Raw genomic sequence first — 13788 nt, forward strand, 5'->3', positions numbered from 1 at the left:
GAAATATGAAGAGGGTCAGATCATTGCGCGGTATGCGCCCTGCGGGTCGCCACCGAGCTGGGCGAGTGCGGCAGCGTGGTAGGTCATGCCGGGTACGTGGATGGCATGGGTGAGACCGACATGCGCATCCCGCCAGAACCGTTGCATCGGGGTCTTCGTATGCACCGCTGCGCCACCGGCACGTGCGAATACCTCGTCCATCGCACGCACCGCACGCCATGCGGCCGCGATCTGGGTACGTCGGCCGATTGCGCGTTCCTCGAAACCGATTTCTTCGCCGCGGTCCGTCTTGTCCCAGAACCGGTCCACCGTCTCGAGCAGAGACAGCCGGGCAGCGGAGATCTCGGATGCCGCCTCGCTGATCGCGAACAGGACGTACGGGTCTTCCTTGATGGGGACGCCGGTGACCTGGACGCGTTCCTTCTGCGCTGCGATGTAGCAGGCCAGCGCGCCCTCGGTCATGCCGATCAGTGATGACGTGATGCCCAGGGGGAAGATGCAGGAGAACGGGAAGCGGTACAGGGTCTCGTCGTGTCCCGCGTGGCGCCACCCGTTGCCGCTGAGCACGATGTCGGCGTCGAGCGTTCGGTACTCCGGTAGGAACGCATCCTTGACGATCAAATCCTTTGAGCCGGTGCCCCGCAGGCCGATGACGTTCCAGCTGTCCTGGTCGATCTCGTAGTCCGAACGCGGCAGCACGACGTGCAGAACCTTGTCGGTGCGGTTGCCGTCCTTGTCGCCGACGGCAGCACCGATCATCACCCAGCCGCAGTGGTCGGTGCCGGACGAGAACGACCAGCGTCCGTTGAGGATGTACCCACCGTCAACCGGGACCGCGACACCCATGGGCGCGTACGGCGACGCCATCCACATGTCGTTGTCCTCGCCCCAGATCTCTTCCTGGGCTTTGGGATCGAAGAATGCGAGTTCCCACGGATGGACGCCAACGATGCCGGCGACCCAGCCCGTCGCACCGTCCAGAGCGCCGAGTGCCATGGTGGTTTCGGCAGCCTCACGCGGGTGCCCCTCGAAGCCGCCGTATTCCTTCGGCTGGAACATGCGGATGATGCCGGAATCTCGCAGGTGCTTCGCGGTCGTGTCGGTGAGCCGCATCAGCGACTCGCCTTCGGCGGCGCCCGCGCGGATCTCGTCCGCGTGCTGCATGATTCTGTCCAATACCTGGCCCATGGCGTGACTCTTCCTGGAAATTCGGCCCATGACGAGCCGGAGATTGCGTGGGGATTTCTCCACGGAACTGACAAGACCTGCACGCATTGTGCGGGTGTGGTGTGACCAACATTCCCAGCGAGACAGTGATGGTGCACCTACGTTTCCGTTGAGCGGGACGCCTGGGGTGCGGTCGGGTCGATACCGGTAGAACGAGATGTACCGGCATCACCTGTGGATGCCTGCATCTTCCGGAAGGACTGACATGACCGACACCGCAGACCTGGTGGCTTCCCTGCTCGAGCGCGTGCAGACCCTCGAAGACAAGGCGGCGATCCACGAAGTGCTCACCGCCTACGGCCCGGCTGTCGACGCCGGTGACGCCGATGCGGTCGGTCGCCTGTGGGCGGACGATGCCGTCTACGACATCGACATCCGGGTGATGGAAGGACGCGACGCGATCACCGAGATGGTGCGCACCAGGCCCCACCAGGACTACATCAACGAGGGCTGCGGCCATCTTCTCGATCCCGTCCATATCCGCGTCGACGGCGACACCGCGGTTGCGACGTGCCACTCGCTGCTTCTGCGCCGCAATGTTGGCGAGGATTCGTTTCGGGTCTGGCGTGTCACCGCGAACCGCTTCGACCTCGGACGAATCGATGGTCGGTGGCTGATCCGTCGCCGCACTGCGCGATTGCTCGACGGCAGTGCCGGGGCCCGCGAGTTGCTTGCCCGCGCTTCGCAGGGATGAGCTCGCGGAAGTAGACCATCCGACCTCCACTCAGTGGAAGCTGTTGGTACACACCGATTTGTTGCTGATCTGACATCTCGTTCAGCGGAATCGTTGCTGTGGACGGTGGTAGCGCCCTGGCAACGTCATGGCCCATGACTGCAGACGTGAGCTACGAACAGAGCCGACAGGAACTCGAGACGAGCCTCGGAGTCCTTCGCTACCACGAGGCCGGTGACGGACCGCCGCTGTTACTGCTCCACGGATCGGGCCCCGGGGTCACCGGATGGCGCAACTACCGCGGAGTGCTCGCCGAGCTGGCGGAGCATTTTCGTTGCCTGGTACTGGAATTCCCCGGTTTCGGTGTGAGTGACCCGGTCGACGGACACCCGATGGTGATGGCCGAATCGGCTGTCGGTGTGTTCCTGGACGGACTCGGTCTCGGGGCCGTCGACATCATCGGCAACTCGATGGGTGGCATCGTCGCAACGAAGGTCGCGATCTCCGAACCCGAGCGGGTCGGCAAGCTGGTCACCATCGGCGGTATGGGCAAGAACATCTTCTCGTCGGGACCCAGCGAGGGCATCAAACTGCTGATGGAGTTCACCGACAACCCGACGCGGGAGGGCCTGATCCGCTGGCTCCTGTCGATGGTTCATGATCGCGGACTGGTGACGCCGGAACTGATCGACGAGCGCTGGGAGCTTGCGACCGAGCCCACCACGTTGGAGATCGCCCGACGGATGTACAGCAGCAAGGCATTTGCCGCGACGATCGCGGCGAACAACTCCGCCGACGCGGTGCCGTACTGGGCGCAGCTGCAGAAAGTGAAGGCCCCGACTCTGCTGACCTGGGGCCGCGACGACCGGGTCAGCCCGGTGGACATGGCCGTCCTACCGATGCGCGACATCCCAAACGCCGAACTTCACGTGTTCCCGAACTGCGGGCACTGGACGATGATCGAGGCCCGCGAGGCCTGGCTCTTTGCCGTGCTGGCCTTCCTGACACGGGCGTAGGCGTTCGTCCTAGGTGCCGAAACCTGTTGCAGCTACCCCTGATCGAACTATCGATCAGGGGTAGCGGCGTTGTACCTGGAAGCAGTGACCGTTCTCAAAACGGTAGTGCCCAGCAGGAGGACCCGAAATCGTGGCCGACTGCAACGTCGACCGGTTCGACCTGTGTAGGTTGCATCCCCTGGAATGCCCGAATCTCATGCGGTCCCGGGCCCAGCGGTGTCCACAGGATTTCGACGGTCCTGTCAGCCGGTACCGGCGAGAGGCGGCTGAAGGCTGCAGGGGCACTGTCCCAGAAATAGACGAGGTCGGTACCGGGGTCCGCGGCGATTGTGACCTTGTAGGTGCAGCCGGAGCCGTGCTGCGCCGATGTACCGAAGCTCGGGCCCGGCGCGACGGTGATCGCGCGAACGTCAGCTTGCGCGTCCGGTGCGGCCAGAGCCAGTCCGCCTACCGCAATTCCTATCGCAGCGATGCTGATCCATGCGTTGCGGCGACGTGCTGTGTCGGTACTCAATTGTGTTGTGGTAGAGGCATTTCCTGTAGCCATGATGATCGCCTTTTCGGATAGTCGTTCTGCGGTCGTTTGATTCGCAGTACGTCAAGGCTCGGGGTGGCCTCCCCGGAAACCGCGAGTAGTCGACTACCTCAATTTTGCGATCGTTCGTATCTTCGCTGGGCGCAGGGTGTTTCGCCTCAGTCGAGTACCGACAGGTCTGCCCTTTCAGGATTGCCTGAAAGGGCAGACTTTGTGTTCACCGGTGGCGAACGCAACACCGTGTGGAAATGCTCTAGTCGACGTTCTGAACCAGAGCGATCGCGAATCCATCCCAGCCCTTGACGCCCACCGTCTGTAGCGCGGTGGCATCAAGCCGAGGGTCGGTGGCAAGGAGATCGAGTACCTCACGACTGGCCACCACCCGTTCGTCGTCCTGGGTCGGATCGGCGATGGCGCCATCACGGACGACGTTGTCGATGACGATGACCGTGCCCGGCCGCGACAACCGCAGCGCGGCACGCACGTAATTGCTGTTGTTGGGTTTGTCGGCGTCGATGAACACCAGATCGAACGGGGCGTCCGCGGGGAGCGTGGGCAGGATGTCCAACGCTGCGCCGACCTTGATCTCTACACGTTCGCCCACCAGTGCCCGGTCGACGTTGGCCCGGGCCACCTCGGCGTGGTGGGGCTCGTATTCGAGTGTGAGGACGCGTCCGCTGCCGCCAACTGCCCGCGCCAACCAGACGGTGCTGTATCCGCCGAGTGTGCCGATCTCGAGAATTCGCCGGGCACCGATCGCTCGTGCGAGCAGATGCAGGAACTTGCCCTGGACGGGTGCGACATCAATCGTCGGTAGCTGTGCGTCGGCATTGGCTTCGATGACGGCGTCGAGGGCCGGATCATCTCCGATCAGGACATTGCTCAAGTACAGGTCGGCGAGGGCCCAGTTCTCGGTCATGTTTTCAGTGTGCCGCTTCACGAAAGGGTTTGCCCATACTTCTGGCCAGACTGCGCGTAGGTGTACCAATCGCTGAACTAGGGTTGGCAACAAGTTCCTGGGAGGTGCGCATTGTCGGACTCGGCGAATGAGAATCCCGCTGCTGCGCGCCGGGGGCGCCCCGCACGGATCAGCCGTGAGGTCATCATCCGAGCCGCACGCACCCTGCCGTTGGACACCATGACGATGCAGGCAGTTGCCGACGTGTTGGGCGTCGATCGCAAAGCTCTCAGCTACCACGTGAACGATCTCAACGGCTTGCGTGAGCTGGTCGCGTTCGATGTGTTCGAGTCTGAATTGAGTGGGGTGGAACTGCCGACCGGCGCCGACTGGCGCGAAGTGATCCGCCGGTATGCCAGTGCCGTGCGCGACGCGGTTGTCACGGTGGGTGCGCTGGCGATGTACATCCGACTACCCGGCTCCGGCGGTGTGCGCACCTTGGCTCCGATCGAGCGGGTCTTGCTGAGTCTGGTCGATGCTGGTTTCGGTCTCGATGAGGCGGGCCGGATCCTCGCGTTGTTGACCGAGGTGGCCTACTCGACCGGACGGGATACGTTGCAGGCCACCGACAGCAAGATCCATCCCGACGTACCCGATGTGGCCCGCACCTTGATGAGCGCCCCGGACACGGATTTTCCGGTGCTGCGCAGTCTGGTCGCGGCGAGGCAGAGTGCGGGATCCGACGACGGCCAACTCGAGTTCGATCTGGCCGTGATCATCGCGGGTCTGGAGAGCCGCCTGGCTGCGATCGGTTCCTCCGCCTGACCCAGTTTTCCCCGGCCGGGAAAAAGTTTCGGAAAAGACGCCGCGACGTGTCTCATGCCGTGTAGGCATAGGGAAACCGCCGGACCTGAATCGAGGCAGCTATGCCACAGAAGAACGCCACACCGCACCGCGTGGTCCAGTGGACCACCGGAAACGTCGGACTCGAAGCCGCGAAGGCGATCGCCGCAAACCCCACACTCGAACTCATCGGCTGTTTCGCCTGGTCCCCGGACAAAGTGGGCCGCGATGTCGGCGAACTCTGCGGGATCGGGTCGTTGGGAGTCACGGCAACAAGCGACGTCGAGCAGCTGTTGGCGCTGAAGCCGGACGTCGTGGTCTACAACCCCATGTGGATCAACGTCGACGAACTGGTCACGATCCTGTCGTCCGGCGCCAACGTCGTCACCTCGGCGTCGTTCATCACCGGACACAATCTCGGGGAGGGCAGGGACCGGATCCTGGAGGCCTGCGAGGTCGGCGGATCGACGATCTTCGGCTCCGGTGTGAGTCCGGGCTTTGCTGAACTCCTGGCGATTGTCGCGACGAATGCCTGCGATCGGGTCGACAAGGTCACCATTGCCGAAGCCGCGGACACAACCTTCTACGACTCACCCGACACGGAACGGCCGGTGGGATTCGGCACCCCGATCGACGATCCGAATCTGGCGCCGATGGCCGCCAACGGAACCGCGGTCTTTGCCGAGGCGGTCCGTCTGGTTGCCGACTCGCTCGGCGTCGAACTCGACGAAATCGTCTGTGAGGCGGAGTATGCGCACACCACGGCCGACGTGGATCTGGGTTCGTGGACGATCCCGGCGGGATGCGTTGCCGGCGTGTATGTGAGTTGGCAAGGGCGCGTGGGTGATACGACATTGATCGACGTAAACGTGAGGTGGCGCAAGGGCCAGACCCTCGAACCGGACTGGCAGATGGGCGCCGAGAGCTGGAAGATCACCATCGACGGTCGTCCGACGGTGAACATGAGTATCGGATTCCTGCCGCCGCCGTACTACGAAGCCGAAACCATGGCCGACTTCCTCAAGCTCGGGCACATCATGACCGCGTTGCCGCCCATCCATGCGATTTCTGCCGTTGTCGCCGCTGCCCCGGGGATCGCCACCTACAACGATCTCCCGTTGACTCTTGCCCGCGGTGTGGTGCCGCGCAACGTCACCGCGTGAACCGATTCGCCGACCCGCGCGTGAGCAACTACTCTATTCTGGTAACAGATGTAGTCAGATAAGGGGTGGGGCGGATGGGGACCAGTGACCGGCGGATGTCGCGCGACGAGATGGACCGGATCGACAGCAGCTTTTTCGGCAAGTCGCTGCTGTCGATGGGGCGGACGATGAGTACGGCCAACGTGATCATGCAGCTGGCCAATCCGGCCGTGGGTTACGGCGTTGCCCGTAGCAAGGTCGAGAGTGGCCGGCTCGATCTGCATCCGGTCAAGCGGGCGCGCACCACGGGGGCCTATCTGGCAGTGGCCGTATTCGGGAATGCCGACGACCGCAGGCGCTTTCGGCAGGCGGTCAATCGTCAGCACGTGCAGGTCCGTTCGGATGACAGCAGTCCCGTCGAATACAACGCAATGAACGTCGACCTGCAATTGTGGGTCGCGGCCTGTCTGTATGTCGGATGGGAGGACATTTACGAGAGAGTTCACGGTCCCTTGACCGGCGTGGACCTCGAGACGTTCTACCAGCAGGGCAAGGTCTGCGGCACCACGCTGCAGATGCCGGCAGAGGTGTGGCCACCGACCCGGCAGGCGTTCGAGGAATTCTGGCACCGGCGATCGGCTGAGATCTCGATATCCGACGAGGTCCGCGAGTTCCTCCTCGGCATCGCGAACTTCGACTATGCGCATCCCGCGATCAAAAAACGTTATGGCCAGGTCAAATACCGGCGCACCATCGGATACCTACCACCGCTATTCCGTGAGGCGATGAGGGTTACGTGGACGGCTGCGGATCAGGAGTGGTTCGACGGCTACATCGACGATCTCGTAGAGCGTGAGCGACGTAAACCATTGTGGCTGTCCCAGTTGGGCTTTCGCCTACTTCTCTGGGATGCGCGGGTGCGGTGCCGTTTCGGGCGCCCGCTGGTCTAGGAAAGATGGGTTCTCGTCCGATGACGTAGGGCGGTCCGGACGTCGGGGGTACGTTGGCGGGTAGGACTGTTCGACGTCGACGGGAGTGCCGGAAATGCGTTCGATTGTCAGAACCGCCAGCGCGGTCACCATCACGGCTGTGGTCGGCTCGATTGCATCGAAAGACACCGACTCGCGTTGGTATCGCCGATTGTCGAAGCCGGCGTTTCAGCCCCCGGCGGTGGTGTTCCCGATCGCGTGGACGGCTCTGTATGCCGATGTTGCGATCAGTTCGGCGGCCACGATTGATGCGCTGAACGACGATATGCGCCACATCGACGCCGCTGCCTTCGAACGCGCGCTGGTCGCCAATCTGATACTGAACGGCGCCTGGACCTGGGTGTTCTTCAAGGCGCACCGCACCGGTGCCGCGACCCTGACTGCCGCGGCACTTGCCGCGAGCAGTGCAGACCTGGTCCGCCGTGCGGCGCCGGCATCGTCAACGGCGGCGGTCGCACTGGCGCCTTATGCCGGATGGTGCGGCTTTGCGACAGTGCTGTCCGCCGCGATCTGGCGCCTCAACCGCTGAAGCTCCGGGCCGGAGCTCAGATGAGGCCTTGCGCGATCATCGCGTCGGCAACATGTGTGAATCCGGCGATGTTCGCCCCGGTTGCGTAGTTTCCGGGGACGCCGTAGTCATCGGCGGTGTGCAGGCACGTGTCGTGGATATTGCGCATGATCGCGGCAAGACGCGCCTCGGTGTGCTCGAACGACCATGAGTCCCGCGACGCGTTCTGCTGCATCTCGAGCGCACTGGTCGACACACCACCGGCATTGGCGGCCTTGCCCGGCGCGAACCGGACGCCGGAGTCGGCAAACAAGCGGATCGCCTCGGGTGTGGTGGGCATGTTTGCGCCCTCTGCGACGATGGAGCAACCGCCGGTGATGAGTGCCTTCGCGTCGTCGGCCTGGAGCTCATTCTGGGTTGCGCAAGGCAGGGCAATATCGACCGGCACATTCCAGATGGTGCCGTTGGTGCTGAATGTGGTTCCGCTGCCACGGGTTTCGGCGTACTCGGCAATACGCCCACGCTGATTCTGCTTGATGTCTTTGAGGAGGTCGAGGTCGATGCCCTTGTCGTCGACGACGTATCCACTCGAATCCGAGCACGCGACCACGGTGCCGCCGAGCTGGTGGATCTTCTCGATGGCATAGATGGCGACGTTGCCCGACCCGGACACTGCAACACGCTTCCCGTCGAACGACTCACCCGCGGCCTTCAGCATCTCTCCGACGAAGAACACGGCGCCGTACCCCGTGGCCTCGGTACGCACCTGAGAACCGCCCCACGACAAGCCCTTACCGGTCAGGACGCCCGATTCATACCGATTGGTGATGCGCTTGTATTGGCCGAAGAGGTAGCCGATCTCGCGGCCGCCCACTCCGATGTCGCCGGCGGGGACATCGGTGTGTTCGCCGATGTGCCGGTAGAGCTCGGTCATGAACGACTGGCAGAACCGCATGACCTCGGCGTCCGACCGGCCCTTCGGGTCGAAGTCTGAACCTCCCTTGCCGCCGCCGATCGGTAGGCCGGTGAGGGCGTTTTTGAAGATCTGTTCGAACCCGAGGAATTTGACGATGCCCAGGTAGACGCTGGGATGAAACCGCAGACCACCCTTGTACGGCCCGAGTGCGGAGTTGAACTCGACCCGGAAGCCGCGGTTGATCTGGACCTGCCCGGCGTCGTCGGTCCAGGGCACGCGAAAGATGATCTGGCGTTCGGGCTCGCAGAGCCGCTTGATGATGGCGGAGTCGGTGTACTGCGGATGCCTGGCAACCACGGGGCCGAGACTGTCGAGTACCTCTTTGACGGCTTGGTGGAACTCGCGCTCGCCCGGGTTGCGGGCGATCACTTCGTCGTAGAGATCCTGCAGTTTCGTGTCGATCATCGGAATCGTCTGGCTCCTTCGTGCTCCGAGCACCGCGAGATGTTCGCCCGCGGTGTCAGTAGCCGTCAACAGTCAGACGGCACCGCCCGTCAGCCTATCGATCGACAGATAAGCGGCGGCCGGGGGTGACGGATCAGACAACTCCTGGTCAGGGCGCGATGAAGCCTCCGACACCGGGAAGTGATGGCTGACCTGCGTTGGGATAAGCCCACGATCCGGTGATGGCCGCGGAGATCACCACCGCGCCCGAGCCGGTGTAGACGGTTGATTCGACAGGTGTCGGATCAAGGAAGTACGGGCACAGCTTGACCGTCGTGGTGCCTGCGGCGCCGGTGCCCAGGTTCCGGTAGGTGACCCGGACCAGGGATCCGGCTGCGTTGGTCGAGCAGGTCGAGGGGCTACCCGGTGCGCTGAAGGTGGTCTGGCCGGGTGCCGGAGAAGACGCGTTGACCGATACGAACAGGGGGCCGGGCACTGCCAGTCCGCTGACCTGTAGTCCGAGCGCGGGGATCTGGTAGACGGACACGGGAGCTGCGGTCAGGGTGGGGCCGGCAGGTGCGGCCGATGCGGCAGGAGCCCCGGCCACGGCTAGTCCGGCAGCGGCGAGCGCTGCGCCTGTCAACATCGATATTCGTTTCGCAATGCGCATGATGTTCCCCTTCGGATAGTTGGCTTTATCCTCCTATCGAAAAGGTGATTCGGTTGTGTTACGGGCGACAAGGATTCCGTTATCGCGGGAAATAGACGACCTGATTGGAAAACAGGGAATCGGGGACAGAGATATGGTTTGCCGCCGCGACAACTCCGATCCAGGTATCCAGATTCGCGCTGCCGTATTCGGTCTCGCACAGAGTGTGGAGCGTGTCGCCGGCAACATGGGCGCGCCGGTTCAGCCCGGGCCTGATCAGCACCTGGCCGAGGGTGAGAGTTGCATTGAGCGGCAACTGATTTGCATGTGCCAGCATGATTCGCAAGTGGTCGTCGCCATACCAGCGGAATGCGAGCTCGTGCAGGGTGTCGCCGGTGACAACCGTGTGGTGGCCGGAATTGGCGAGGTCGGGTATGAGTAGCCATGACCCCGGCTGAATCTGCCGTTGCGCGACACCGTTGATCATCTCCCAGATCAATTGTGTGCCGGTGTCGGTGGTGCCGTAGTAATGCTGCGTGATCGCCTGCCGGGCGGCGGAGCTGTCGGGGGTCGAGAACCGGTGGCGAAAAGTCAGGTAGGGAACCTCTAGTTGTTGCCCGATGCTGATGGCGTTCGGGTCGGCGAGATGATTCTGGCGGGCGATCACCGGGTACAGGGTGCCGTCGCCGTACTCGTGCTGCGCAATGGCGAAGAGGGTGTCACCGGGTTGGACGTTGTAGGTCTTCATGGTTTCCTCGCTCGTCGGCGTGTTGTGGGTCCGGATGGGCCTGATGACAACTCTCGTCGCAGGGACTCGGCGTGTCATGCGTACTCGACTTTCCGATTCGGTCACCTCTGGTAGAGGGCTCCTCTCGCAAATGAGAATGACGTTCTGATAGCCTGCAGCAAGTTGCGCATCACTACGTCGAAGGGCTTTGCGAACCATGTCGGACAATCAGCTGGAGTCGTTGGCCTCCAATGCCTTCGAGAACCGCACCGTGCTCATGTCCGGTGGCAGCCGCGGTATCGGTTTGGCAATTCTGCTCGCGCTGGCCGCGCGGGGCGCCAACATCGTGCTGCTGGCCAAGACCGATGTGCCACATCCCAAGTTGCCGGGAACCATCCACACGGCGGTCGACGAGATCACTGCGGCAGGCGGAAAAGCCGTCGGAGTGGTCGGTGACGTACGTGTCGATGACGACGTGCAGCGCGCGGTGGCAGCTGCTGTCGAGACCTTCGGTGGCATCGACATCCTCATCCACAACGCCAGCGTCATCAACGAGGCCGGGACCGCTGACCTGCCGCTCAAGCGTTACGACCTGATGCAGGGCGTCAATGTCCGCGGAATGTTCTCGCTGACCCAGGCGGCCCTGCCGCATCTGGCCAAGTCGCCGAATGCGCAGATCCTGTCCATCGCGCCCCCGCTCAACATGTCGCCGCACTGGCTGGGCAAGTTCCCCGCGTACACGCTCTCGAAGTATGGGATGACGGTGTTGGCTCTCGGCTTCGCGGCGGAGTTCGCAGATCAGAAGATCGCCAGCAACTGCCTGTGGCCAGAGACGACCATCGCCACCGCCGCGGTCAAGAACCTCCAGGCAGATCCCGAGGCCGCACTGCACGCGCGTGAGCCCGAGGTCATGGCCGATGCCGCCACGCTGATCTTGGCGCGGCCGCCGCAGGCCACCGGTGAAGTCCTGATCGACGCCGACGTCCTCAAGGGCGCGGGGGTCACAGACCTTTCAACATACGGCGGCACCGAACCCCTCGACCTGGACTTCTACATCGACGCCTGAGTGGCGGACGGCTGAGCCGACTCAACCGACAACGATCCGCGCGATCTCGGTCGCCTGCTCCTGCAGGGTCTCCCGGAGTTCTTGCGGGCCTTCGATCTCGACAGCGATCAGGGCATCGTCCACACACACGGTGAGCTCACCTTCGGCATCGGTCGAGTTCCCGAAATCGCCTGGCTGCCACCAGGCTTGATTGCCGAGGCCGGCGACGGGGGTCACCGGGTGGATGTGGTCGGACGGCTCGATACATTGCACTGTGTTGTCGCTGAACTGTTCTGCAAACGACAGGTCCAGATCGACTTCGATCGTGTTGGCATCGGTTTCTGATTCGACGGATTCGAAGCTACACCCGACGGTTTGGTAGTTGATGTCGTCGATGGTGCTGTTCGCGCCGCTCGACGGTACCGGCGTGTCGAACTCGGTACCGAAGATCTGCGTCAGATCGTCGGAGGTCAGACCCGCGCAGTCGGCGCGAAGGTTGCCCTCGCTGACGGGAGCCGCGGTCGCGTCGGCGGATTCCGGCATCGGTGGCGGCGATTCGGTCGTCGTCGACTGGATCGGTGATTCGGTCGTACTTCGGTCCGACGATTCGTCGGAGTCGTCGGAACACCCGGCCAGCAGGGACACCATGACCCCGGCCGCGAATATCGCTGCCACACTTCGTCGCATGCCACGCTCCTCACGTCCGGTTCCTTCGTCGGCCTATGCGCCTGCGACATTAGGCGAGCGCGGCGGCGGTGGGAACGCAAATCGCACGATGTCCGGCATACGCACGACGTGCGGGTAACCTCGCCCTATTTCGCCGCTCGCGTATCGGGCGTCCGGAATCACGTTGGGCGCGTGGGTCTGGAAGATCTGGTCGTCGGCAAGCCCACTGAGACGTCGAGCCAATAGATCTCGGTCAGACCTTTTCGAAGACCGCGGCCAGACCTTGGCCGCCGCCGATGCACATGGTCTCCAGGCCGTACCGGGCGTCGCGACGCTGCATCTCGCGGGCCAGTGTTGCCAGCATCCGGCCGCCGGTCGCGCCGACGGGATGGCCGAGCGAGATACCCGAACCATGCACATTGGTGCGCTGATGATCGTCTGCGCCGAACTTCCATTCCCGCATCACGGCGAGCGCCTGTGCGGCGAATGCCTCGTTCAGTTCGATGAGGTCGATGTCGGAAAGCGTGAGTCCCGCTTTCGCGAGCGCCTTCTCGGTTGCCGGGACCGGCCCGATGCCCATCACCTTCGGTTCCACGCCGGCCACACCCCACGACACCAGCTTGACCAAGGGGGTCAGACCCAATTCGGCAGCCTTTTCGGCGGTGGTCACGATGCTCAGTGACGCGGCGTCGTTCTGACCGCTGGCATTGCCCGCCGTGACAGTGGCATCGGGATCCTGCTTGCCCATGAGGGGGCGCAGCTTGGACAGCGACTCGACGGTGGTGTCGGCGCGCGGATGCTCGTCGGTGTCGATCAGCTGCTCACCGGATCGGGACGGAACCGACACCGGCACGATCTCTTCGGCCAGGATGCCGGCCTGCTGTGCGGCGACGGCTCGGGTGTGCGAAGCGACCGCGAGTTCGTCCTGTTCGAGTCGGCTGATGCCGTATTCGCGGCGCAGGTTCTCGGCGGTCTCGATCATGCCGCCTGGCACCGGGTAGAAGCGACCACCCGCGGTCGAACGGGCCCGAACCAGGCTGTCGTGCATCGAAATACCGGACCGTGCGCCGCCCCAACGCATGTCCACGGAGTAGAACGAGGCGTTGCTCATCGATTCGGTGCCGCCGGCCACGACGAGTTCGTTGTCACCATTTCCGACCTGGAACGCCGCCTGGATGACAGCCTGCAGGCCCGATCCGCAACGACGGTCGATGTGCATGCCGGGAACCGTGACCGGCAGGCCCGCGTCCAAGGCCACCACCCGGCCGATCGCCGGCGCCTCACTGTTGCCGTTGCAGTGACCGAGGATGACGTCGTTGATCTCGCCCGGTGCGATTCCGGTCCGCTCCAGCAGACCCTTCATCGCGGCAACACCGAGATCGACTGCCGTGAGCGACTTGAACATTCCGCCGTAGCGGCCGATCGGGGTGCGAATCGGCTCGCAGACAACAACCTCGCGCATGTGCTTTCCCTTCCCCTTTTCAGACCCATAATGCAAGGTGGACCCATG

The 13788-nt window shown here is 63.5% G+C and carries 15 protein-coding genes; 7 read left to right on the forward strand and 8 right to left on the reverse strand.

All coding sequences use genetic code 11. The annotated features are described in order from the left end of the window. Positions 1 to 15 precede the first annotated feature (15 nt). A complete protein-coding gene (locus AC56PL_RS12450) occupies positions 16 to 1188 on the reverse strand; it encodes an acyl-CoA dehydrogenase family protein (protein ID WP_497154006.1) in 1173 nt (390 codons plus the stop codon). 244 nt (positions 1189 to 1432) lie between these two features. On the opposite strand from AC56PL_RS12450, the gene AC56PL_RS12455 reads away from it, so the two are divergent. Together AC56PL_RS12455 and AC56PL_RS12460 are read left to right on the forward strand one after the other, a co-directional pair. Next, positions 1433 to 1921 carry a nuclear transport factor 2 family protein gene (locus AC56PL_RS12455; RefSeq protein WP_482142707.1) on the forward strand — a complete coding sequence of 163 codons (489 nt, stop codon included), beginning with the start codon at positions 1433 to 1435 and terminating at the stop codon, positions 1919 to 1921. Between the two features lie 134 nt (positions 1922 to 2055). Next, entirely contained in the window at positions 2056 to 2916 is an 861-nt protein-coding gene (locus AC56PL_RS12460) for an alpha/beta fold hydrolase (protein WP_497154007.1), read from the forward strand. A gap of 94 nt (positions 2917 to 3010) precedes the next feature. Here the strand turns inward: AC56PL_RS12460 and AC56PL_RS12465 are convergent, their stop codons facing one another. Both AC56PL_RS12465 and AC56PL_RS12470 read right to left on the reverse strand, forming a co-directional pair. After that, positions 3011 to 3430 carry a hypothetical protein gene (locus tag AC56PL_RS12465; protein WP_495513988.1) on the reverse strand — a complete coding sequence of 140 codons (420 nt, stop codon included), beginning with the start codon at positions 3428 to 3430 and terminating at the stop codon, positions 3011 to 3013. Between the two features lie 274 nt (positions 3431 to 3704). Beyond that, a complete protein-coding gene (locus AC56PL_RS12470; protein WP_497154008.1) occupies positions 3705 to 4370 on the reverse strand; it encodes an O-methyltransferase in 666 nt (221 codons plus the stop codon). 111 nt (positions 4371 to 4481) lie between these two features. Here AC56PL_RS12470 and AC56PL_RS12475 point away from each other — a divergent pair, with 111 nt between their 5' ends. The 4 genes from AC56PL_RS12475 (at position 4482) to AC56PL_RS12490 (ending at position 7852) form a co-directional block, all read left to right on the forward strand. Further along, the gene (locus AC56PL_RS12475) at positions 4482 to 5174 is read left to right on the forward strand and encodes a TetR/AcrR family transcriptional regulator C-terminal domain-containing protein (protein ID WP_495513990.1); all 693 of its coding nucleotides are present in this window, start codon (positions 4482 to 4484) and stop codon (positions 5172 to 5174) included. Positions 5175 to 5275: 101 nt separating this feature from the next. Further along, positions 5276 to 6355 carry an NAD(P)H-dependent amine dehydrogenase family protein gene (locus tag AC56PL_RS12480; RefSeq protein ID WP_497154009.1) on the forward strand — a complete coding sequence of 360 codons (1080 nt, stop codon included), beginning with the start codon at positions 5276 to 5278 and terminating at the stop codon, positions 6353 to 6355. 74 nt (positions 6356 to 6429) lie between these two features. After that, positions 6430 to 7284, forward strand: a complete 855-nt coding sequence (locus AC56PL_RS12485; protein ID WP_497154010.1) for an oxygenase MpaB family protein — start codon at positions 6430 to 6432, stop codon at positions 7282 to 7284. Between the two features lie 94 nt (positions 7285 to 7378). After that, the gene (locus AC56PL_RS12490; protein WP_495513993.1) at positions 7379 to 7852 is read left to right on the forward strand and encodes a tryptophan-rich sensory protein; all 474 of its coding nucleotides are present in this window, start codon (positions 7379 to 7381) and stop codon (positions 7850 to 7852) included. 16 nt (positions 7853 to 7868) lie between these two features. On the opposite strand, the gene gdhA is transcribed toward AC56PL_RS12490, so the two are convergent. The 3 genes from gdhA to AC56PL_RS12505 form a co-directional block, all read right to left on the reverse strand. Beyond that, positions 7869 to 9212 carry an NADP-specific glutamate dehydrogenase gene (gene gdhA / locus AC56PL_RS12495; protein WP_495513994.1) on the reverse strand — a complete coding sequence of 448 codons (1344 nt, stop codon included), beginning with the start codon at positions 9210 to 9212 and terminating at the stop codon, positions 7869 to 7871. Between the two features lie 148 nt (positions 9213 to 9360). Further along, complete coding sequence (locus AC56PL_RS12500; protein WP_495513995.1) at positions 9361 to 9861, reverse strand: hypothetical protein; 501 nt, start codon at positions 9859 to 9861, stop codon at positions 9361 to 9363. A gap of 79 nt (positions 9862 to 9940) precedes the next feature. Next, complete coding sequence (locus AC56PL_RS12505; RefSeq protein ID WP_495513996.1) at positions 9941 to 10588, reverse strand: LysM peptidoglycan-binding domain-containing protein; 648 nt, start codon at positions 10586 to 10588, stop codon at positions 9941 to 9943. A gap of 196 nt (positions 10589 to 10784) precedes the next feature. Between AC56PL_RS12505 and AC56PL_RS12510 the strand changes: the two genes are divergently transcribed. Continuing rightward, the gene (locus AC56PL_RS12510) at positions 10785 to 11633 is read left to right on the forward strand and encodes an SDR family oxidoreductase (protein WP_495513997.1); all 849 of its coding nucleotides are present in this window, start codon (positions 10785 to 10787) and stop codon (positions 11631 to 11633) included. Between the two features lie 21 nt (positions 11634 to 11654). Here AC56PL_RS12510 and AC56PL_RS12515 read toward each other — a convergent pair whose 3' ends face one another. Then, positions 11655 to 12299: a hypothetical protein gene (locus tag AC56PL_RS12515; protein WP_497154011.1), complete on the reverse strand. Its 645-nt coding sequence runs from the start codon at positions 12297 to 12299 to the stop codon at positions 11655 to 11657. A gap of 232 nt (positions 12300 to 12531) precedes the next feature. After that, positions 12532 to 13740, reverse strand: a complete 1209-nt coding sequence (locus tag AC56PL_RS12520; RefSeq protein WP_497154012.1) for an acetyl-CoA C-acetyltransferase — start codon at positions 13738 to 13740, stop codon at positions 12532 to 12534. Positions 13741 to 13788 lie beyond the last annotated feature (48 nt).

This window comes from Williamsia sp. Y721 (genome assembly GCF_059683565.1).